This window comes from Vibrio sp. CAU 1672 (assembly GCF_029223195.1).
Classification (GTDB): Bacteria; Pseudomonadota; Gammaproteobacteria; order Enterobacterales; family Vibrionaceae; genus Vibrio.
Genome location: NZ_JARHUF010000004.1, coordinates 187630 through 208869, shown reverse-complemented (window position 1 = coordinate 208869; position 21240 = coordinate 187630). Strand labels below are relative to the sequence as shown.

At 50.9% G+C, this 21240-nt stretch carries 17 protein-coding genes, 1 other RNA gene and 1 pseudogene; 3 read left to right on the top strand and 16 right to left on the bottom strand.

What is annotated here, in order from left to right; all coding sequences use genetic code 11:
• Positions 1 to 150: 150 nt before the first annotated feature.
• Complete coding sequence (locus tag P2G85_RS06320) at positions 151 to 603, top strand: DciA family protein (protein WP_275863249.1); 453 nt, start codon at positions 151 to 153, stop codon at positions 601 to 603.
• Positions 604 to 693: 90 nt separating this feature from the next.
• On the opposite strand, the gene lpxC is transcribed toward P2G85_RS06320, so the two are convergent.
• The 16 genes and pseudogenes from lpxC to rsmI form a co-directional block, all read right to left on the bottom strand.
• Positions 694 to 1611, bottom strand: a complete 918-nt coding sequence (lpxC, locus tag P2G85_RS06315; protein ID WP_275863248.1) for a UDP-3-O-acyl-N-acetylglucosamine deacetylase — start codon at positions 1609 to 1611, stop codon at positions 694 to 696.
• 93 nt (positions 1612 to 1704) lie between these two features.
• Positions 1705 to 2934, bottom strand: a complete 1230-nt coding sequence (gene ftsZ / locus P2G85_RS06310) for a cell division protein FtsZ (RefSeq protein WP_275863247.1) — start codon at positions 2932 to 2934, stop codon at positions 1705 to 1707.
• A gap of 30 nt (positions 2935 to 2964) precedes the next feature.
• Entirely contained in the window at positions 2965 to 4227 is a 1263-nt protein-coding gene (gene ftsA / locus P2G85_RS06305; protein ID WP_275863246.1) for a cell division protein FtsA, read from the bottom strand.
• Positions 4220 to 5005 carry a cell division protein FtsQ/DivIB gene (locus P2G85_RS06300; RefSeq protein WP_275863245.1) on the bottom strand — a complete coding sequence of 262 codons (786 nt, stop codon included), beginning with the start codon at positions 5003 to 5005 and terminating at the stop codon, positions 4220 to 4222. The genes ftsA and P2G85_RS06300 overlap by 8 nt, the downstream gene beginning before the upstream one ends.
• Before the next feature lie 195 nt (positions 5006 to 5200).
• Positions 5201 to 6658 (bottom strand): UDP-N-acetylmuramate--L-alanine ligase, encoded by a 1458-nt coding sequence (gene murC / locus P2G85_RS06295; protein ID WP_275863244.1) that lies wholly within the window; start codon positions 6656 to 6658, stop codon positions 5201 to 5203.
• A 22-nt stretch (positions 6659 to 6680) separates the two neighbouring features.
• Complete coding sequence (gene murG, locus P2G85_RS06290) at positions 6681 to 7748, bottom strand: undecaprenyldiphospho-muramoylpentapeptide beta-N-acetylglucosaminyltransferase (RefSeq protein ID WP_275863243.1); 1068 nt, start codon at positions 7746 to 7748, stop codon at positions 6681 to 6683.
• Positions 7735 to 8931 (bottom strand): cell division protein FtsW, encoded by a 1197-nt coding sequence (gene ftsW, locus P2G85_RS06285; RefSeq protein ID WP_275863242.1) that lies wholly within the window; start codon positions 8929 to 8931, stop codon positions 7735 to 7737. Before ftsW ends, murG begins: the two co-directional genes overlap by 14 nt.
• A gap of 19 nt (positions 8932 to 8950) precedes the next feature.
• Entirely contained in the window at positions 8951 to 10264 is a 1314-nt protein-coding gene (gene murD / locus P2G85_RS06280; RefSeq protein WP_275863241.1) for a UDP-N-acetylmuramoyl-L-alanine--D-glutamate ligase, read from the bottom strand.
• A gap of 49 nt (positions 10265 to 10313) precedes the next feature.
• Complete coding sequence (mraY, locus tag P2G85_RS06275) at positions 10314 to 11396, bottom strand: phospho-N-acetylmuramoyl-pentapeptide-transferase (RefSeq protein ID WP_275863240.1); 1083 nt, start codon at positions 11394 to 11396, stop codon at positions 10314 to 10316.
• Positions 11396 to 12760, bottom strand: coding sequence for a UDP-N-acetylmuramoyl-tripeptide--D-alanyl-D-alanine ligase (murF, locus tag P2G85_RS06270; RefSeq protein WP_275863239.1), 1365 nt, complete (start codon positions 12758 to 12760; stop codon positions 11396 to 11398). The genes mraY and murF overlap by 1 nt, the downstream gene beginning before the upstream one ends.
• A complete protein-coding gene (gene murE, locus P2G85_RS06265; RefSeq protein WP_275863238.1) occupies positions 12757 to 14238 on the bottom strand; it encodes a UDP-N-acetylmuramoyl-L-alanyl-D-glutamate--2,6-diaminopimelate ligase in 1482 nt (493 codons plus the stop codon). The genes murF and murE overlap by 4 nt, the downstream gene beginning before the upstream one ends.
• 61 nt (positions 14239 to 14299) lie before the next feature.
• Positions 14300 to 15967 (bottom strand): annotated as a pseudogene (locus P2G85_RS06260) (penicillin-binding transpeptidase domain-containing protein); the annotation flags it as partial.
• 125 nt (positions 15968 to 16092) lie between these two features.
• Positions 16093 to 16410 (bottom strand): cell division protein FtsL, encoded by a 318-nt coding sequence (ftsL, locus tag P2G85_RS06255; protein ID WP_275863236.1) that lies wholly within the window; start codon positions 16408 to 16410, stop codon positions 16093 to 16095.
• A 5-nt stretch (positions 16411 to 16415) separates the two neighbouring features.
• The gene (gene rsmH, locus P2G85_RS06250; protein WP_275863235.1) at positions 16416 to 17366 is read right to left on the bottom strand and encodes a 16S rRNA (cytosine(1402)-N(4))-methyltransferase RsmH; all 951 of its coding nucleotides are present in this window, start codon (positions 17364 to 17366) and stop codon (positions 16416 to 16418) included.
• Between the two features lie 210 nt (positions 17367 to 17576).
• Positions 17577 to 18004: RNase P RNA component class A (gene rnpB / locus P2G85_RS06245), an RNA gene on the bottom strand.
• Between the two features lie 134 nt (positions 18005 to 18138).
• Positions 18139 to 19002, bottom strand: coding sequence for a 16S rRNA (cytidine(1402)-2'-O)-methyltransferase (gene rsmI, locus P2G85_RS06240; protein WP_275863234.1), 864 nt, complete (start codon positions 19000 to 19002; stop codon positions 18139 to 18141).
• Positions 19003 to 19070: 68 nt separating this feature from the next.
• Between rsmI and P2G85_RS06235 the strand changes: the two genes are divergently transcribed.
• Together P2G85_RS06235 and P2G85_RS06230 are read left to right on the top strand one after the other, a co-directional pair.
• Positions 19071 to 20882, top strand: coding sequence for a penicillin-binding protein activator (locus P2G85_RS06235; protein WP_275863233.1), 1812 nt, complete (start codon positions 19071 to 19073; stop codon positions 20880 to 20882).
• On the top strand, positions 20869 to 21237 hold the full coding sequence (locus tag P2G85_RS06230; RefSeq protein ID WP_275863232.1) for a YraN family protein: 369 nt from the start codon (positions 20869 to 20871) through the stop codon (positions 21235 to 21237). The genes P2G85_RS06235 and P2G85_RS06230 overlap by 14 nt, the downstream gene beginning before the upstream one ends.
• Positions 21238 to 21240: the final 3 nt, after the last annotated feature.

Sequence of the window (21240 nt, the reverse complement as noted above, 5' to 3'; positions counted from 1 at the left end):
ATAACAGCGGAAAGCTATTCCTTTTTCAAACACCAAACGCAGGCTGGTTCACTTACATTATGAGTTTCAGGCAAAGCCATCAATGTAAACTATACCTTCTCATAAAGCTGCTCTAGAATAGACTTATCTTAACAAAATTAAATTTTGCCTATGCGTGATCATCGTCCAACCTCTACCGAGGATGTTATTGCCGAGTCTCAGTTTCGCCAGATCCAGGATCATGCCGCCGAGATCCTGCAACTCAATCAGGCGCTGCAGGCCATACTACCGAAAGGGACGGCAGATCATTGCCGAGTGGCAAATGTCCGTCATGGCCACTTATTAATTGATGCGGCCAGTGCTGCGATCAAAATGAAGATCGACTTTGATCGACTGATGATCCTCAATACACTTCGCACCCAGGGCTTTGCCAAACTGATCAGCATCGAAGTACGCATCAACCCGTCTCTCTATCGCAATCAGTTTGCTGCTGACGATCGGCCTAAACGGCCACCGTTAACTGAAGCGGCTGCCGATTCGCTGATGATCATTGCCGATGTGGCGCCGCCGAAGATCCGTGAGCGCTTACAACGCCTGGCCGATATGGCGAAAAAATCCGAATAGGCCCAGTCGGGACATAAAATCCCCGACCAAATAACAAAAAACCAGGCTTAGGCCTGGTTTTTTATTCAATTCTCAATTATCCGTTCAGGATTAAGCGACTACCACGTTTGGTTCCACAAATGTCACCGGAGAGCCCGCTTCTTCTTCAAAGCTTGTCCACTCCCATGCTTCCTGATCAGCCAATACTGCACGCAGTAACTGATTATTCAGGCCATGACCTGATTTGTAAGCACGGAATTCACCGATAATAGCATGGCCACACATATACAAGTCGCCAATCGCATCCAGTACTTTGTGAGTCACAAACTCATTGTCAAACCGCAGGCCTTCTTCGTTCAGGATACGGTAGTCATCCAGGACGATCGCGTTGTCAAAGCTGCCACCTAACACCAGGTTTTGTGACTGAAGGTATTCAATGTCACGCATGAAGCCGAAGGTGCGGGCACGTGAAATCTCACGCACGAAGCCTTGTGATGAAAAATCAAACAGCAAACGCTGCTCATCCGACTCAATCGCTGGATGGTTAAAATCAATCTCGAAATCCATGCGAAAGCCATTGAATGGCACCAATTCAGCCCATTTATCACCATCTTCAAAACGCACTGGTTTCTTAATCCGGATAAAGCGCTTAGGCGTGTTCTGCGTTTCAATACCCGCTTGTTGCAGCAGGTAAACAAACGGACTGGCACTGCCGTCCATAATTGGAATTTCTGGTGCATCGACTTCGATAATGACGTTGTCAATTCCCATCCCCGCCAGTGCCGCACTCAGGTGCTCAACCGTAGAGATGCGTACCCCTTCGTCGTTCACCAATGCCGTACACAGCATAGTATCCCGCACAGAGGCCGGATCGGCCGGAAAATCAACAGGCGGATTCAGGTCAGTACGACGATAAATAATACCGGTATTTGCAGCAGCCGGGCGCAGAGTAAGTGTTACTTTACGACCGGAATGGAGACCCACACCAGTTGTTTTCACTATTTCTTTCAGAGTACGTTGTCTGATCATCTGCTTGCCTCTATCAATGTGCTACAAAACACGGCCGTCTGTAACGTCGACCGTGAATGCTACCATAGTTTTGAGCTATGTCAAACTTCTGGATTAATCCGCCTGGCGACGCAAGAACGCCGGAATATCGAGATAACCGCTCTCTTTTTCCTGCTTAGGCGCAGCGCTTTGGCTGGTTGAAGCGGAAGAAGAAGAGATGCTGTTGCCAGCTTTCGGTGTCACCTGCGGCTTTTCTTGTACTTGCAAAGTTTGTGCCGGTTTTTCTTCCGCTTGGGTAGCTGCCGCGGCCTGCGTTTGCGGTTGTACTTGTGGCGCAGGGGCAACTTTTGCCTTACCACCAGCCACTAAGGTGATATCGGGTTTCTTTTCGTTACCAATACCAGTTGCAACTACGGTCACGCGGATTTCATCCGTCATATCCGGATCCAATGACGTACCGATTACTACGGTGGCATTGTCAGATGCAAACGCCTTGACTGTGTTACCCACGGTTTCGAATTCGTCCAAACGCATATCCAAACCCGCCGTAATGTTCACCAGCACACCACGAGCACCGGCAAGATCGATGTCTTCCAGTAACGGACTAGAGATGGCCATCTCTGCCGCCTCTTCGGCACGATCTTCACCTTTAGCAATACCGCTGCCCATCATCGCGTGACCCATTTCAGACATGACGGTACGAACATCGGCAAAGTCGACGTTGATCATGCCCGGACGGGTAATCAACTCGGCGATACCTTGCACCGCATTCTTCAATACATCGTTCGCGCTGGCAAAAGCTTCCAGTAGTGTGACACCGCGACCCAGTACTTTGAGCAATTTTTCGTTTGGAATTGTGATCAACGAATCAACATGCTTAGACAGCTCATCGATCCCCTGCTCTGCGAAAGCCAAGCGCTTCTTGCCTTCAAAACTGAATGGTTTGGTTACCACAGCAACGGTCAGAATACCGAGCTCTTTAGCCACTTCAGCAATCACAGGTGCAGCCCCAGTACCTGTGCCGCCACCCATCCCGGCCGCGATAAACACCATATCGGCTCCGGTAATGGATTCTTTAATTCTTTCTCTATCTTCGAGAGCTGCGTCACGGCCAACTTGTGGATTAGCACCTGCACCCAGACCTTTAGTGATATCACCACCAATCTGGATAACATTGCCAACGCTTGTCTTACGAAGTGCTTGCGCATCAGTGTTCACGCTGATGAATTCCACACCTTCGATGGATTCACGCACCATGTGTTCAACAGCGTTACCACCGCCGCCACCAACTCCAACGACCTTGATTACTGCATCGTCAGACATTTCCATCATCGGTTCAAACATGTGTTGTCTCCGTTTATCCTGCAACTCAGGTTAAAACTCTTTTTGTATCCAATTACGCAATTTACCAAAGAAGCCAGTGACCGATGAGCGTTTAGGTTCATTATATTCGCCATCATCACCAGACTGCATATCTCTTGCGTAATGAAGTAATCCAACTGCCGTAGAATGATACGGCTCTTTTACATAGTCAGTTAAGCCACTCACTTCCAGCGGCTTACCAACCCTTACTTGGTTGCGGAATACGCGTTCCGCACATTCTACCACCCCTTCCATTTGCGCGGCTCCGCCGGTCAATACGACCCCGGCAGCGAGATGGTGTTTAATCCCCTCTTCACGCAATTTAGCTTGTACAGAGTCGATAGTTTGGTTAACCAGTCCCATCAGCTCAGAGTAGCGAGGTTCAATCACTTCAGCCAAAGTCTGCCGTTGCAGGCTTCGCGAAGGGCGCCCTCCGACACTCGGAACGTTAACCGTGTCATCCTTACTGACCAGTTCACTTAAGGCACAGCCATATTTCACTTTAATTTCTTCAGCATCGCTCACCGGCGTACCAAAAGCAAAAGCGATATCGCTGGTAACGGCATTTCCTGCGTACGAAAATACCTCAGTGTGACGCAGCGCACCGCCGGTCCAGATAGCAACATCCATCGTACCGGCACCGATATCCACCACACAGACCCCAAGCTCTCTTTCATCCTCGGTGATCACCGCATTGCTTGCGGCAAGCCCAGAAAATACCAATTGCTCGACTTTCAACCCACAACGTTCGACCGCCTTAATGATATTGCGCGCCATATCGTTGTGGCAGGAGATCAAATGGACGCTGACTTCCATTCTTACTCCAGACAACCCAAGCGGGTTTTTTATCCCTTCCTGGTAATCGATCGTGAACTCTTGCGGAATAACATGCAAAATACGTTGTTCATCACCGATTTTAATCGACTTGGCGGTATGAATAGCACGATCCATATCTTCCTGAGACACTTCCTCATCCGATATGGTGCCCATGCCTTTTTCAATTCTGCTGGCGATGTGTTTACCTGACAGTGAGATGAATACTCGACTGATTTGGCACTCCGCCATTAATTCGGCCTGATCAATCGCTCGTTGTACCGATTTCACTACCGATTCCAAATCATTCACGCCGCCTTTATCCATGCCACGTGAAGGACTGCTACCTGCGCCAATAATATTGATCTGGCCATCAGGCAGAATCTCACCCACCAGAGCTGATACGGTTGCAGTGCCTATATCAAGACCAACAATAATGTTGTCATCCGCGGCCTTAGTCATCTGTACTCTCTTGTTCTAACTCTTGTTCAGGAAACCATCCGACGGCGGCTCCCGTATCGTACCTGAGATCGATATAGCTGATCTTTTGGGTGTCATTGCCGAGCTTATTGTAAAGCGTAAAAAAACGCTCAATCCGTTCACTCAATGACTCTTTGCCCAGCTCTAAACGAATACCGTTGTCAAGAATGATCTGCCAGGCACGGCGTTCATTCAGCACCAATGACGATATCGCCAGCCCCAGTTGTTCAAACTTAGGCCGCAAGGTGCGGTAGGTTGACAACACTTCCGCGCCACTGTCGGCTGGGCCATATAATTTGACTTTATCTTCTTTCAGTTGCCCAACATCACCGGCAAAAACCGACCCGGCATCATTCAACAGGTCGATGCCGTTCCAGATCGCTGTCGGATGATGCTCAGTCAAAAACACTTTTACTGTATCGGGCCATTGCTTACGAATGGCGGCATGTGCCACCCAAGGCAAGGCCTCTACACTTTGCTGCAGTACATCAATGTCTTGCGACATAAACGTACCGATATGATCAATACGGCCCAAAGCCGCTTGCACATCGTCTGCCGTGACATACTCCAGGCTCCCCTGAAGTACAATTTTGGAGAGAGGTAACCTCTGGTCATCCCACATCCAACTGATCGCAGAATACAAAACGGAGCTGATTAACGTCACAACTAAAACGAAAAACAGTCCGCCTAAAATGGTCTCTTGACGACCTCGGTGCCATTCCGGCTCCGGCCGCACTTCCTTCAGTGCCATATTTAACAATCTTGGTATTCCCTGACTGTTGCCCTGCAGCTATGGCGCTTGTTTATAATGTAAAACAGCAAAAGCATTGATTTTAACCTTGGGATTATACTGAGCTCTTGTAAACTATCAAATACTGATATTCATAAATCACAATGTTAGTGGCACAAAATCGAGATCTACGTCTTTATCTGTACCCTGCGGCCATGCCAGTCGTTAACCACGCATTTTATCAATATCCAGCTGATAGGCTGCCAGCTGCTTGGCTACCTTACCGACATCCCCTGCCCCCTGAGTTAACACCAAGTCACCGTCTTGTATAACGTTAGCTAAAACTGACGGTAGTTGGGTAATTTCTGGCACAAAAATGGGATCCACCTTACCCCGGGCACGGATTGTGCGACATAATGAACGTCCATCAGCTCCGGTTATCGGTTTTTCTCCCGCCGGATACACATCCAGCATGATCAACACATCAACCTGCTCAAGCACGTTAGCAAAATCATCGTATAAATCCCGGGTCCGGCTGTAACGATGCGGCTGAAAGATCATCACCAGGCGTTTTTCTTGCCAGCCATTACGTGCAGCATTGATGGTGACATCCACTTCTGTTGGGTGGTGACCGTAATCGTCGACCAGCATTGCGTGACCATTACCGGTATCGAACTCGCCTAAGTGATCAAAACGCCGACCAGTACCTTGTGTACCAGCCATTGCTTTGAGGATTGCTTCATCACTGATGTCATCTTCCGTCGCAACCGCAATTGCAGCTGAAGCATTGAGTGCATTATGACGACCAGGAATATTGAGTGTGATGTCTAAATTTGCCCGGCCTGCACGAACCACAGTGAACTTACCTTGCTGACCTTCTTGGTGGTAATTCTCGATGCGTACATCGGCATCTTCAGAGAAACCGTAAGTGATCACTTGGCGACTAATGCGTGGAATCAATTCACGAATCACCGGATCGTCAATACATACAATTGCTTGACCGTAAAACGGTAAGTTGTGAAGAAAATCAATGAAAGTCTGCTTCAAGGTTTCGAAATCACCACCGTACGTATCCATATGATCAGCCTCGATGTTCGTCACGATGCTTACCATAGGTTGCAGGTGCAGAAATGAAGCATCACTTTCGTCTGCTTCAGCAATCAGAATTCGGCTAGAACCAAGGCGGGCGTTCGTGCCAGCGCTCTTCACCAGACCACCGTTTACAAACGTTGGATCGAGGCCTGCTTCAGAATAGATTTGAGTTACCAGAGCTGTGGTGGTGGTTTTTCCGTGCGTACCCGCAACAGCAATCCCATGACGGAAACGCATCAACTCAGCCAGCATCTCAGCACGACGCACGATAGGGATACGCAATTCACGCGCCGCCATCACTTCTGGGTTTTCTTCATTGATCGCGGTTGACACCACAACAACACTGGCTTTTTCTACATTGCTTGCTTGGTGGCCGATAAATACCGTCGCACCTTTTGATACCAGGCGCTCGGTCACAGGGTTTTCTGATAGATCAGAACCTGTGATTTGGTAGCCTTCGTTCAACAGCACTTCAGCAATGCCGCTCATGCCCGCACCACCAATACCGATGAAGTGGATGGATTTCACGCGGCGCATCTCTGGCACCATGGCGCGAATCTGAGCTAAGTCTTGTGTATGTTGGATTGTCATCAATTCTATTCTCAATAATTCGTTAACGCTTTTCGGTCAAAGCGACAATGGCTTGTGCGACAACTCGGTCAGCATTCAATTTTGCAGCGCCACGCGCTTGCTCAGCCATTGTTAGTAAAGCTTGTCGATCCAATTGTTGGATCTGTTGAGTCAATGACTCAACGGTTAAATCTGGTTGTTCAATCATTTTCGCCGCACCGCAATCCACCAAGTGATCGGCGTTCAGCGCTTGCTGGCGATCTTTGTGCATAAACGGAACGAAGATCGCGCCGACACCCGCCGCTGAAACTTCAGATACTGTCAGTGCTCCTGAACGACAAACGAGTAAGTCTGCCCATGCATAAGCTTGTGCAACGTCATCAATGAACTCTGTGACTTCTGCATTCGCGACACCATTGGCTTGGTATGCCACGTTCACTTCCTCTGCCGCACCTTTGCCCGCCTGATGACGAACACAGTAATCTCTGCCCAATTTCGCCATCACTTCTGGCAAAGTTTGATTCAGAATGCGTGCACCTTGGCTACCGCCCATCACCAGAATACGAATCGGGCCTTGTCGTTCTTGCATGCGCTCAACTGGGGCTTCCAACTGAGTCACGTCTTCACGAACCGGGTTACCAACCACTTCGGCATTTGGAAAAGCACCTGGGAAAGCCTGGAAAACCTTCTTCGCGATTTTCGATAGCCATTGGTTCGTAAGCCCTGCTACGGCATTTTGCTCGTGCAGTACCACAGGAATTCCGCTCATCCAAGCCGCAATACCACCGGGGCCACTAACGTAACCGCCCATGCCCAGTACTGCATCTGGTTGCCAGCGCTTCATATGAGTACGAGCCTGCATGATGGCATTGATGATCTGAAATGGTGCCGCAAGCAGACGTTTAATACCTTGACCTCGTAAGCCTTTCACGCGGATAAAGTCAATCTCAATACCATGTTTAGGCACCAAATCCGCTTCCATCCGATCTGCGGTACCCAACCAGCGAATTTCCCATCCCTGTTGTTGCAACTGCTTGGCGACGGCTAAGCCCGGGAAAACGTGACCACCGGTGCCTCCGGCCATCACCATTAGACGTTTACTTTTCTTCATGTGTTTTTCGTTCTGTGTTGACTAGTTTGCCCGTTAAACGGCATTCATGATCGATACGCAGCAGTATCGACACGGCGACCGACATGATGATCAGGCTTGAACCACCGTAACTGATCAATGGCAGAGTTAAGCCTTTGGTTGGGACAATACCCGCCGCCGCGCCTACATTGACCAAGGTCTGAAAGGCGAACCAGATGCCGATGCCAAACGCCAGGTAACCACCAAACATTTCACCTTGTTCAAACGCACGTTTACCAATAAAGATCGCTTTCAGCACCAGACTGAAAATCAGTATCAGCACCAGCACTACGCCGATAAAGCCCAGCTCTTCAGCCAGCACGGCAAAAACAAAGTCTGTATGCGCTTCGGGTAAATATTCCAGCTTTTGAATCGAATTACCCAGCCCCTGGCCAAACCATTCACCCCGCCCGAAGGCCATCAGGGATTGCGTCAGCTGATAGCCGCTGCCGAAAGGGTCTTCCCATGGGTCGAGAAAAGAGGTCACACGGCGCATCCGGTATGGTTCAACCAAAATCAAACCGACCACCGCAGCAATGCCTGCCACCATCAGCGCAAGAAACTGAGTCAGTTTAGCTCCGGCGATAAAGAGCATGCCGAACAGGGTCACCAGCATCACCACCACCGTCCCCAAGTCCGGCTGACCAAGCAATAACACCGCAAGAAAGGCAAATACCATGATCGGTTTCATGAAGCCGCCAAAGAAGGTCTGCCTGACTTCGTCCTGCTTGCGCACCAGATAGCTGGACATAAAAATAAACAATGAGAGTTTGGCGATTTCAGCTGGCTGAAGGTTAAACAATCCTAACGGGATCCAGCGTGATGCGCCATTCACCGATTTACCGGCCAGCAATACAATGATCAGCAGGGCAAAGGAGAGCCAGAGCAGGTAATGGCTTTTTTTAAACCATTGCGCCAGCGGTACCTGCAATATCACACAGGAGGTAACCAGAGCCAGAATCAAAAACGTAGCATGGCGAAACATGAAGTGGAAAGGCTGGTCGGTCAGACGCGAGCTGATCGGAAACGAAGCCGACGTCACCATCACCAGCCCGGTCAGCATCAATCCCAGCGCCAGCCAGACTAACTGACGATCAAACAGTGCCTCAGGGGCCGGTTGCCGCAGCCAGTCACGGATTCTCTGTTTCACGTTCACCACACCCACTAATTATAAGCCCTTGCCATTATGCGTATTCGTGCGCAAGTTGAGCAAAAGCATCGCCTCTTGCCATAAAATTGTCGAATTGGTCAAAACTAGCACATGCCGGTGAGAGCATCACCATATCCCCGGATTTTAACTGTGAAGATATTTGCTGAATCACATCTTCCATGGTTGCGAAACGTCGTGCCGACTGATGCAGCGACATAAACGCATCGCCATCCTGACCAAAACAGCACAACTGCAGATCCAAATCCGCCAAAATGGGCTGCAGCGGAGTGAAATCAGCGCCCTTACCCACCCCCCCGACCAGCAGATACAGCCGGCCGGCACAGTCCAACCCCGATAACGCGGCGATGGTACTGGCAATATTGGTGGCCTTGGAATCATTGACCCATTTAATGCCCCGATTATCGGCAACCACCTGGCAACGATGTGTCAGTCCTGTGTAATTTTTCAGTTCCGCCAGTGCCTTGGAGTAATCCACATCCGCTGATTTGAGCAGAGCACACGCCACCAGAACATTCGCCAGATTGTGCTTACCGACCAGCTTAAGCTCATCACTGCTAACGATTCTCTTGCCGTGATCCACTAACCAGGTGCGATCTCCGTCTTGACTGAGACCGAACTCTTGCTCATCCATACCAAAACTGACCAGCGGCATGACTCGCTCAGGATAACTGGCCGGATCATCGCGATTCACCACCGCCAACTTCGCATGCTCAAAGATGCGCAGCTTAGCCCGCCGGTAATCGTCCATGCCCAGATAACGGTCCATGTGATCTTCAGACAAATTAAGGAACGCCGCCGCGCTCAGCTCAAGGCTTGATGTGGTCTCAAGCTGAAAACTGGATAACTCCAGCACATACAGCTCGGCGTCTTGCTCAAGCAAATCCAGCGCCGGTACGCCAATATTCCCGCCGACGCCCACCGTTACCCCGGCGGCGCGTGCCAGCACCCCGGTCAGGTCGGTAACGGTACTTTTACCGTTAGAGCCGGTAATTGCCAGCACCGGTTTACTCACCGCCCAGGCGAACAACTCGATGTCTCCCACTACCGGAATACCACGTTCAAGCACGGCTTGGATCTCCGGCGTGGCTAAAGCTATGCCTGGATTAGCCACAACCAGATCCGCCTCCAACAACCAGCCAGTGTTCCAGCCGCCACTGTGCAGCTCAACATCTTGCGGCAGGCGTTCTTGTCCCGGCGGGTTTGCCCGGGTATCGATGACTTTCACCACCAGCTGTGGTTGTGTTTTCCTGAGGTGTTTAACGACAGAGAGCCCGGTAATACCGAGCCCTGCGACGACCACCTGATGTATATTTTGCCAACGGTCCATATTTGTTCACACAGTTAGTCTTGCCTGATTCCCTGCAGAGGCAGGAGGATTAACGTACTTTCAGCGTCGCCAATCCAATCAGTACCAGCACAATAGAAATAATCCAGAAACGCACAATCACGCGTGGCTCTGGCCAGCCTTTTAACTCGTAATGGTGATGAATCGGTGCCATACGGAAGATACGCTGGCCACGTAACTTGTACGAGCCGACCTGTAAAATCACCGACAGGGTTTCCATCACAAAGACGCCCCCCATGATCACCAACACCAGTTCCTGACGGACCAACACGGCAATCGTGCCTAACGCGCCGCCCAGGGCTAATGAACCGACATCGCCCATAAACACCTGCGCAGGATAGGTGTTAAACCACAAAAAGCCCAGACCGGCTCCCACCATTGCGGTACAAACCACCACCAGCTCAGACGCATGTGGCAGATAAGGAATATGCAGGTACTGGGAAAAATTGACGTTGCCGGTCGCCCAGGCAATTGCTGCAAAACCCGCTGAAACCAGCACTGTCGGCATGATTGCCAGCCCGTCCAGGCCATCAGTCAGGTTGACCGCATTACTGGTGCCGACAATCACAAAGTAAGTCAGAACAATGTACATCAGTCCGAGCTGAGGCATCACGTCTTTGAAAAACGGCACCACCAACTGCGTCGCAGCGCTATCTTTGCCATAGGCGTACAGCGCGAACGCGACAAGCAAAGCGATCAGGGACTGCCAGAAGTATTTCCAGCGCGCGACCAAACCGTCGGTATTTTTACGCACCACTTTCCGGTAGTCATCGACAAACCCAACCGCACCATAACCCAGCAACACCGCCAGAACCGCCCAGACATAAGGGTTGGACAAGTCCGCCCATAACAATACCGTGATCGCAATCGCTGCCAGGATCATGAGCCCGCCCATGGTGGGTGTGCCGCGTTTACTGAAGTGGGACTCTGGGCCGTCATGACGAACGACCTGGCCAATCTGTAGCATCTGCAGACGTTTGATCAAACGTGGCCCCATCCAAAGAGATAAACCCAAAGCGGTCAGTACACTGACGATAGCGCGAAACGACAGGTATTCGAACAAACGGAAAAAAGAAAAGTATGGCTGTAGCAGCTCGGCAAGCCAAATAATCATTAATAATACTCCTTCAAAGCAGCGGCCACTTTAAACATACCGGCACTGTTGGCTCCTTTCACCAGAATGGTATGGTGCTCAGAGGCCGCCTGCTCCAGACGCTGCTTGATGTATTCAATCATCTCTTGATGTGTCTCAAAATGGTTTCCTTGGCAAACATCACTGATGATCTTCGCATCGGCACCGTAGGTAAGCACATGTTCAAATTTTAGTGGGGCAGCATGTTCCCCGACTTGACGGTGAAGTGCAAGACTTTCCTTACCCAATTCAGCCATATTCCCCAAAACCAACCAACGCTGACCTTGAAAAGACGCCAGCAGATCCACCGCAGCCTGCATCGCCGGTACACTGGCATTGTAACTGTCATCAATCAACTTGATCTGGCCGTTGAGCTGCTCTACTTCCACCCGGCCTTTCACCTTAATTAAGTGCTTGAGTCCCAGCTGGATCTCTTCAGCCGTTGCCCCCATCTTTAAGGCTATAATTGACGCAGCGATCGCGTTAGCCACATTGTGCTGGCCAATGATCCCAAGCTGAATATCGATCTGCTGCGCATCATGCTGACAATGCAGAGTAAAGCTCGCCTCTCCTGTCGGGTTGAGGGCCACACCGGAAGCAAAAAAATCAGCCTCACAGTTATTCACCGCAAAGGTCAGAACCTGCTTATCAGCCAATACCGGTTCCCATAACGCTCCGCCGTGGCTGTCGAGGTTAACTAACGCCACCCCGCCGCTGACAAGGCCCTGGTATATTTCACCTTTTGCTTGCTTTACCCCCTCCAGAGAGCCAAAGCCTTCCAGGTGTGCGGCCGCAACATTGTTCACCAAGGCGATATCTGGCTGTACCAACTGGGTTGTGTAAGCTATCTCTCCAATATGGTTCGCCCCCAGCTCAATCACCGCATAGTCATCATCAGGAGATGAGCGCAGCAGGGTTAACGGCACGCCAATATCGTTATTAAAGTTACCGGCAGTAAACAGCACCTTCCCCTTACGCTGCAAGATGCTGGCAACCATCTCTTTCACCGTGGTTTTACCACAGCTGCCAGTGATAGCGACCGTGGGGGTTTGGCAAGATTGATGTACCCAGGCGGCAATTTCTCCCAGCGCAACCCGGCTATCGGCAACTACAATCTGGGGCACTGCCACATCTAAGCGCTTTTGCACCAGCAGTGCGCCAGCACCCGTTTCAATCGCTTGCTGGCAAAAGTCATGAGCATCGAATCGCTCACCCACTAACGCCACAAACAAAGCCCCTTTGGCTAAGGTGCGGGTATCCGTAGAAACGGCATCGACAGTACCATCGTCGCCGACAAGATCACCTCGGGTGATTGCAGCTATTTGCGCAAGCGTCGTAGCGATCATGATGAAAGTCCTAATAACTGCATGGCCGATTCGCGATCAGAATAATGAACGGTCTCACCATTAAGCACTTGATAATCCTCATGCCCTTTACCTGCCAGCAAAATAATATCCTGCGATGTCGCATGCTCCAGCGCGTAACTCAGCGCCTTAAAGCGATCGTGATAGACCACCACATTTTGTGGCTGGGTTAAACCGGCCAACATATCTTTGACAATCAACGCCGGGGCTTCACTGCGCGGGTTATCGTCTGTCAGCACCACATGATCCGCCAAACGTTCGGCAACCTCCGCCATCATCGGCCGTTTACCGCGATCGCGATCACCGCCACAACCGAAAATCGCCCACAGCTTGCCCTGACAATGCACCCGCAGCGCCTGTAACGCTTTCTCAAGTGCGTCCGGGGTGTGGGCATAATCCACCACCACTTTGGCCTTGCCCGGGGCATGAAACAGTTCCATCCGCCCCAATACCGGCTGCAACTGACTGGCGGTGGCCAGCAGTGATGCTTTATCCACGCCTAAACTGAGCAGTGTCGCAAACGCCAGCATCAGGTTGGTGGCATTAAATTCGCCAATTAACGGCGCGTGCAATATACCGTCACCAAAGGCACCATCAAAACCGATGCGGATGCCCGATTCGGTATAAACAATATCGCTAGCCCACAATGCTGTAGCAAACGCGTTGGTGGGTTTCAAAGAGACCGCTACCGCATTATTCAGTGCCGCCGCCCACTGCGCACCGATGTCATCGTCAATATTGATGATTGCCCGGTCGCACTGGTGCTGGGTAAACAGGGTCAGTTTTGCCTGCGCGTATTCTTCCATTGTACCGTGGTAATCAAGATGATCACGGCTCAGGTTGGTAAAAACACCTGCAGCAAACGAAAGGGCTTTGACCCGCCCTTGAGTCAGCCCGTGTGAAGAGACCTCCAGCGCCGTATACTCAGCGTGTTGGCACGCCAGACCAGCGAGGGTTTTCTGGATCTCAACTGCGTTACCGGTAGTATTGACCGCCTGCTGTAAGTCAGACAAAAAGCCATTACCGGTGGTGCCCATGACCGCCGCCTTCTTGCCAATCAACTCTAGCCACTGGGCAATCAGTTGGGTAATGGTTGTTTTACCGTTGGTGCCGGTAACCCCGATCAATGCCATATCCGCATGGTGATAGAGCTGGCCGGCAATCTGCGACAAACGCTGATCCAGAGCTTCGAGATACACCACCGGGATATCATCAATGATCTCGATCTGCCCGTCAGGTTTATTGTGACAAGCCTGGGCAATCACCGCGTTGGCACCTTGCTTAATCGCCGCCGGGATGAACTGGCGGCCATCCACCGCATGGCCGATAATGGCGACAAACGTCATTCCGGGTTGAATGTTACGGCTGTCCAGCTCCAATTCTGAAACAAGAACGGATGAGAGGCTTGGGCAATCTAACCAAGTGCTCAATAAAGCGTCCATTGTGATGGCTGTTGTCATAATCGTCCTCCGAGCTCTGGCTCAGGTTAATCTGAAATTGTGTCAGCAGTCCGTTGCTTTCTCACTGCTGGAATTTGTTTTCGTCCGGGGCGACATTGAGGATCTGCAGTGATCCCTTCATAATTTCTGAAAACACCGGTGATGCGACCGAGCCGCCGTAGTAATCATCGCCTTGCGGTTCATTTACCACCACCACTAAGGCGATGCGCGGGTCACTGACCGGCGCAACCCCGGCGGTATAGGTAATATACTCATCGCTGTATCCACCCGCGGTGGCTTTGCGCGAGGTGCCTGTTTTCGCCCCCACCCGATAGCCGGGAACGGCGGCGCGTCGTGCCGATCCACCCTTCTGGGTCACGGTCTCAAGCATCATCAACACGTCACGCGCATAGCGCTCACTCACGACCTGGCGAGACATATCCTGATCATTGCTTTCGATCATATGTACCGGCTCGTATTTGCCGTAGTTCGCCAGGGTAGCGTAGGCATGGGCCAGTTGGATCGGGGTGACCGATAAGCCGTAACCAAAGGAAATCGTCGCGCGTTCTATCGGCGACCAACGCGTACGTGTCGGGAATATCCCCGTCACTTCGCCGACCAGATTCAGGCCCGACAGTTCGCCCAGGCCAACGGAACTGTACAGCCCCAGTAACGCCTGTACCGGCATCTCCATTGACAGCTTAGTCACACCGATATTACTCGATTTTTTCAGGATCTGAGTCAAATCCGCCTTACCCACTTTCGATACGTCCCGCACCCGGCTACCGCCTAAGCGCAAGATCCCGTTACCGGTATCAATCACTGTATTTTTATCCGCCACCCCATTTTCTAAAGCGGCCAAAATCACAAATGGTTTAATCGTTGAACCCGGCTCCATTGAGTCGGTGATCACCCGGTTACGCATTTTATAACTTTGCCAGTCACTGCGGTTATTCGGGTTGTAAGAAGGGGCATTAACCATCGCCAATACCGCTCCGGTTTTGACATCCAGCATCACCACAGAGCCGGAAGTAGCACGATGATCCGCCACCGCCTGTTTGATCGCCCGGTAGGCAATGGCTTGCAAACGCTGATCGATGGTCAGTTGTAATGACTTGCCTTCTTGCTTCTCTTCCAAAGCAATATTTTCCACCACCCGCCCATAGCGGTCTTTACGAATGGTTTTTTTCCCCGCTTCCCCGGTGAGCCACTTATCATAACTGCGCTCGACACCTTCCAGGCCATGGCCATCGATCCCGGTGACCCCGACCAAGTGAGCACTGACTTCACCGGCAGGATAATAGCGGCGGGATTCCTCGCGCAGCCCGACTCCCGGCAGTTTGAGTTCACGGATGTAATTGGCCATCGCCGGGCTAACCTGGCGCTGCAAATAAATAAAGCGCCGGGATTCGTTTTGTTTGATCTTATCAATCAGACCTTGCCGGTCGAGACCAAGCACATCGGCGAGCGCATACCAACTTTGTGTTTGCGCCAGCGCATTTTGTTTGAAAATGGTCACCGGATCGGCCCACACCGCCTCAACCGGGACGCTGACCGCCAGCGGTTCACCATTGCGATCAGAAATGATCCCCCGCGCGGAAGGAATCGATTTAACTCGTACTGAGCGCAAGTCACCCTGTTTAATCAGGTTGTCCGGTTCAATGATCTGAATGTAAGCCACGCGGCCAACCAACAGCGCAAACGCACAAAAAACAAAAAACAACAGCAAATTAAATCGCCAGCGGATCAAAAAGGGCGTATTTACATGACCTTTTTCACCCGGACTCTGCCCCCCAGCCGACTCTGGATGAGGCGCAGAGTTACCTTTCGCAACTGAGTTGCGTTGCTTGCCTGGCTGGGTGTTATTTTGTCCAATCATTTTAATGTGATAACTACTTCTTTATCGCCATCTGGCCGTTTCATTTCCAGGTCTTTCTTTGCCAGATCCTGCACCCGGCTGTGCTCAGCCAAAGCGGTTTCTTCTAACATCAGATTGCGCCACTCACTGTCCAGCCGCTCACGCTCGACCAGAGTTTGATCTTTTTCTGCTATCGCCTGGCGTGCGTGATGCGTGGCCAGCACTGTCCCCATCGCAGAACCAAAGATCATCAGTAGCAGGAGCAACGGAATGCGACCAACAGTGATCAGGTCCCTGGCAATCAGCTTGGTCAGATTCGGGCTGGCTTGAGTCATGTCGGTTACAGTTTTTCCGCAATTCTCAGCACAGAACTGCGTGAACGGGGATTAAGTTCAATTTCTTGTTTACTTGGCTTTATCGCCTTACTGACGGTTTTCATGTTTGCGCTACCCAGCTCTTTGATTTGCGCTTCTGTCAATGGAATACCGTGCGGCACTTCTGGCCCTTTGCTCTCTTTGCGCATAAAACGTTTTACCATCCGGTCTTCCAGCGAATGAAAGCTGATCACGGATAAACGCCCTTCAGGAGCGAGAATTCTGGCCGCACCTTTTAGTGCTGTATCAATTTCTTCTAACTCACTGTTAATGTAAATGCGGAACGCCTGAAACGCTCTGGTTGCCGGGTGCTTTTTTTCTTTGAAACTTTTTGGCGCGGCATCTGAAATCAGTTTTGCTAACTGTCCGGTACGAGTCAATGGCTCATTCTCTTCATTTTCACGATACGCGACGATGGCTTTAGCAATGCGGCGCGCGTGCTTATCCTCACCAAATTCACGAATGACCCAGGTGATGTCGTCCAGCTCGGCTTCCATCAGCCATTGCGAAACCGGAATACCAGAGGTCGGGTCCATACGCATATCCAGCGGGCCGTCTTTCATGAAACTGAAGCCGCGTTCTGCATCATCGAGTTGCGGCGAAGAGACCCCCAAATCCAGCAGCACACCATCTACTTTACCCACTAACCCATACTCTACTGCGTATTCTGCAATACCAGAAAACGGACCATGGATGATGGTGAAACGCGGATCGTCAATTTTACCGGCTTCGGCGATAGCCTGTGGATCCCGGTCAATCGAGTACAGACGGCCATTTTCTCCCAGCTTAGACAGAATGGTTCGACTGTGACCGCCTCGGCCAAATGTGCCATCGATATAAATACCGTCAGGCTTGATAGCCAGGCCATCAATGGATTCATTTAATAACACAGATATATGCTGAAATGTTTCGGTCATAGCTTTCTCGTTAAGTCTTCTTCAAGCGAGTGGGTTAGAGGTGTCGACCTGCCAGGCAAACCTCTTCTAGTGTACTAATTTCCCATCTCATCGCCACCACTAGTCTACCGTGAGACGTGATTTAACGCTAAGTTTATGGGCAATGACGCTGTTTGCGTCAATAAAAAGCAAAAAACCCATCACTACAAAAAGTAATGATGGGTCTCGAATAGTTGGAGTCGACACATAAGCCGGGTTCTGTTCCGCTTGCGCGGTGGTAGCCATTCGTCTAGGCCAGCAATCGCTCACTGGCTCGAGCAACCTACCCGCTTCCTAACGCGAGCAACGCTATGTGGAAGCCTATTTGGTCTTGCTCCGGGTGGAGTTTACCCTGCTACGAACTGTTGCCAGTCGCACGGTGCGCTCTTACCGCACCCTTTCACCCTTACCTGTGCCCTAAGGCCATCGGCGGTCTTCTCTCTGCTGCACTTGTCGTAGGCTTGCGCCCCCCAGGCGTTACCTGGCACCCTGCTCTATGGAGCCCGGACTTTCCTCCCCTCTGTCAGTCTCCCGAAGGACGTCAACGTCAGTCTCCCAAAGGACTTCAACGTCAGTCTCCCGAAGGACATCAACAAAGCAGCGACTACCCAGTCAACTCCGAGAGCGGATTGTATAGAGTTCTCCAGCCAGTGTCTAGTGAGATCACAAATATGCTGCAATAAGCCGGTAATGTGCGGTTTATTTGCGCGTTCCACCGCCGCTCAAGCGCCACTCCGGTGCCCAACAGGCTGGATTAACCGATGTGCTCCAATCCCCATTTATACAGCGCGTTTTTCTTCAGATTATAAATCTCGGCCGTCAGGGCCGCGGCTTTTTTCAGCGGCAGCTCTTTGGTCATGATGGTCAACGCGCGCGTTGCATCATCCGGCAAACTGTCGTCTGCCTCCTGACGATGGCCGTGGACCAGCAGTACCATCTCGCCCTTTTGCTGATTTTCATCACTTTTTACCCACTCAACCAGTTCTCCAAGAGGCATTCCCTGAATGGTTTCAAAAGTTTTGGTTAACTCACGCGCCATCACCACTTCTCGCTCCGGCCCCAGAACGTCTACCATATCTTGGAGGGAATCGAGAATGCGATGTGGGGACTCATAAAATATACAAGTGCGCTCAACCGAGGCGATCTCGAGAAACTTATCTTTGCGCCCTTTGCTTTTGGCCGGTAAGAACCCCTCAAAGCTGAACCGATCCGACGGCAGCCCGGAAGCACTTAACGCCGTGATCACAGCACACGCACCAGGAAGTGGCACAACTCTTACGCCCGCCTGACGACATTTGGTCACCAAATGATATCCTGGATCGCTGATCAGTGGCGTACCGGCGTCAGAGACCAATGCAATCGACAGTCCCGATTGCAGTTTGTCGACCAATAGCTGGGCTTTCTGCTGTTCATTATGATCATGCAGAGCAAAGGTTTTGGTCGGTATATTGAAGTGAGACAGCAGTTTACCGGTATGTCGTGTATCTTCCGCAGCAATCATGTCTACCGACGACAGAACGTCAATAGCGCGCTGGGTAATATCGGCTAAATTTCCGATCGGAGTCGGTACGATATAGAGAGTTGCACCGTCATTCAGCAACTTATTTTTATCTGTCATTTGTTTACCATCACTTCAACGATTAATATAGAGACAATTTTGTACAAAATTATAGAGAACTCACGGCAATGATGAACCATAAGAGACTCAGTGTACCACGCTTATTCACCCCAGTTGCACTGGCAATTACGCTAGCAGCCTGTTCTACCGCGCCACGGCAGCCTGACAGCGTAGACATTACACTCGAGCCTACCCAGTCTGTACAGAACTACATGATTCAGGCCGACAGCAGTGAAGGCAGTCGCCAGAACGACTGGTTAATTATGGCGGCTAAGGCAGCGATTCACGCCAATGAACTCGAGCAAGCGGAGCTGTTAATCAAACGCCTCGCACGCCAACAACTCAGCGAAGTTCAGCAAGCTGAATGGCAGCTCACCCGCGCAACCTTGCAGCAGAAACAAGGCCAGCATCAGCAACTTTTGCAATTGCTCAACTTTAAGCCTTGGTGGCAACTGCCAGCAAGGCAATGGAAAGACTATCACACGCTGCGGGCCGACGCTTACCAGAGCCTGGACAAGGCTTTTGCTGCCAACCGCGAACTGGTTGCTCTGAGCCAGTATTCTTCAGCGCTCGAGCAAAATGAAATTTCCAACCGGATCTGGATGAACTTTGCCAGCTATTCTGAATATGAACTGACCGCACTACAGGCCGAGCCAAATGAAGAGGTGCTCGACGGCTGGCGGCAACTGGCCATTTACGCCAAGACATTAACCGGCAACATCTCGCAATTAAAAAATAGCCTGGAGCACTGGCTGGAAGAGAACCCCTCACATCCTGCTGCGGTATATACCCCTGAAGCGATTCAAAAAATTCTCGCTCTGGATATTGTCAAACCAACCAATACCGCCTTACTGCTCCCCATGACCGGGAAGCTTGCTACGCAAGGCCAGTTAATCCGTGACGGTTTTTTATTTGCCATGATGAATGATAAGGCACGTGATCCCGCCGCCACGTTAACGGTCATCGACACTCAGGCCTACAGTACCAGCGAAATCAAGCAGCGTCTGCTCGCCGAACAGATCGATTTTATTGTCGGCCCGCTGCAAAAAAAGAATGTTGAATTGCTGCATAGTCAGGCTGATCCAGCGCAGCCCCAGACAGTGATTCCCGCCCTGGCACTGAATATTCCTGAACAGATTCAGCCAGGCCTCGACCTTTGTTACCTGACGCTGTCACCCGAGCAAGAGGTCGCGCAGGCGGCAAAATACCTGTTTAGTCAAGGCTATCAATACCCGCTGATCCTCGCTCCGGAGGGTAACTATGGCCAGCGTGTAGTGGAAGCATTTGATCAGGAATGGAAAAAGTACAGTGCCAATACTGTCACCAACAGTTATTTTGGCAATAAACGTCAGTTACAAAAAAACATCAATACCATTTTCGGTTTACAGGAAAGCCAACAGCGCATTGCGCAAATGTCGTCACTGATGGACCTGCCACTAGAGACCCAGCCACGCAGCCGCCGCGACATTGATGCGGTCTACATCGTGGCAAGAAGCTCAGAACTGACCCTGATCAAACCGTTTATTGAAGTTGCGATTAACCCTGACACTACACCACCAAAACTGTTTTCCAACTCCCGCAGCAACAGCGGCGGAACCACCTATGAAGACTTAACCGGTGTCGTTTACAGTGACATTCCTTTGCTGATCGAGGCCGACCCTGCCATTGAGGCAGAAATGGGACAGCTGTGGCCCGAACAATCTAACATGGAGAAACGCCTGCAAGCGTTGGGAATGGATGCATACAAACTGATGGAAGAACTACCACAGATGAAAGTGGTTCCGGGTAAAACTATTTCCGGACAGACCGGCATTCTCAGCATTGACCAGAACTGTGTCGTGCAACGAGAGTTAAGTTGGGCCGAGCGTGGGGCTCTTTAGCCGGCGGCACATCGGCAACCACTATGAAGCCTTGGCGAAGCGCTACCTGCAACGCCAGGGCCTTAAATTTGTTGCGCAGAATTTTCAGACCAGAGTCGGCGAAATCGATTTAATCTTCCGCCATGGTGAAACCATTGTCTTCATTGAGGTCAAATACCGTAAAAGTGATCATTTTGGTACCGCCGCCGAAATGGTCACCCCGAGCAAAATGCGTAAAATGGTAAAAACCGCACATGTTTGGCTGAGTCAGCAGCATATTTCTGAAAATATGGTAGATTACCGTTTTGATGTTGTCGCCATTCAAGATCAAGGCCGGGACATCAACTGGATACCAAACGCAATCTCCGAAGGATAAGCG

What these genes read in the sequence shown, in the direction of transcription:
- P2G85_RS06320 (WP_275863249.1), top strand. Translation starts at nt 151, where the DNA reads ATGCGTGATCATCGTCCAACCTCTACCGAGGATGTTATTGCCGAGTCT.
- lpxC (WP_275863248.1), bottom strand. Translation starts at nt 1,611, where the DNA reads ATGATCAGACAACGTACTCTGAAAGAAATAGTGAAAACAACTGGTGTG.
- ftsZ (WP_275863247.1), bottom strand. Translation starts at nt 2,934, where the DNA reads ATGTTTGAACCGATGATGGAAATGTCTGACGATGCAGTAATCAAGGTC.
- ftsA (WP_275863246.1), bottom strand. Translation starts at nt 4,227, where the DNA reads ATGACTAAGGCCGCGGATGACAACATTATTGTTGGTCTTGATATAGGC.
- murC (WP_275863244.1), bottom strand. Translation starts at nt 6,658, where the DNA reads ATGACAATCCAACATACACAAGACTTAGCTCAGATTCGCGCCATGGTG.
- murG (WP_275863243.1), bottom strand. Translation starts at nt 7,748, where the DNA reads ATGAAGAAAAGTAAACGTCTAATGGTGATGGCCGGAGGCACCGGTGGT.
- murD (WP_275863241.1), bottom strand. Translation starts at nt 10,264, where the DNA reads ATGGACCGTTGGCAAAATATACATCAGGTGGTCGTCGCAGGGCTCGGT.
- mraY (WP_275863240.1), bottom strand. Translation starts at nt 11,396, where the DNA reads ATGATTATTTGGCTTGCCGAGCTGCTACAGCCATACTTTTCTTTTTTC.
- murF (WP_275863239.1), bottom strand. Translation starts at nt 12,760, where the DNA reads ATGATCGCTACGACGCTTGCGCAAATAGCTGCAATCACCCGAGGTGAT.
- murE (WP_275863238.1), bottom strand. Translation starts at nt 14,238, where the DNA reads ATGACAACAGCCATCACAATGGACGCTTTATTGAGCACTTGGTTAGAT.
- ftsL (WP_275863236.1), bottom strand. Translation starts at nt 16,410, where the DNA reads ATGACTCAAGCCAGCCCGAATCTGACCAAGCTGATTGCCAGGGACCTG.
- rsmH (WP_275863235.1), bottom strand. Translation starts at nt 17,366, where the DNA reads ATGACCGAAACATTTCAGCATATATCTGTGTTATTAAATGAATCCATT.
- rsmI (WP_275863234.1), bottom strand. Translation starts at nt 19,002, where the DNA reads ATGACAGATAAAAATAAGTTGCTGAATGACGGTGCAACTCTCTATATC.
- P2G85_RS06235 (WP_275863233.1), top strand. Translation starts at nt 19,071, where the DNA reads ATGATGAACCATAAGAGACTCAGTGTACCACGCTTATTCACCCCAGTT.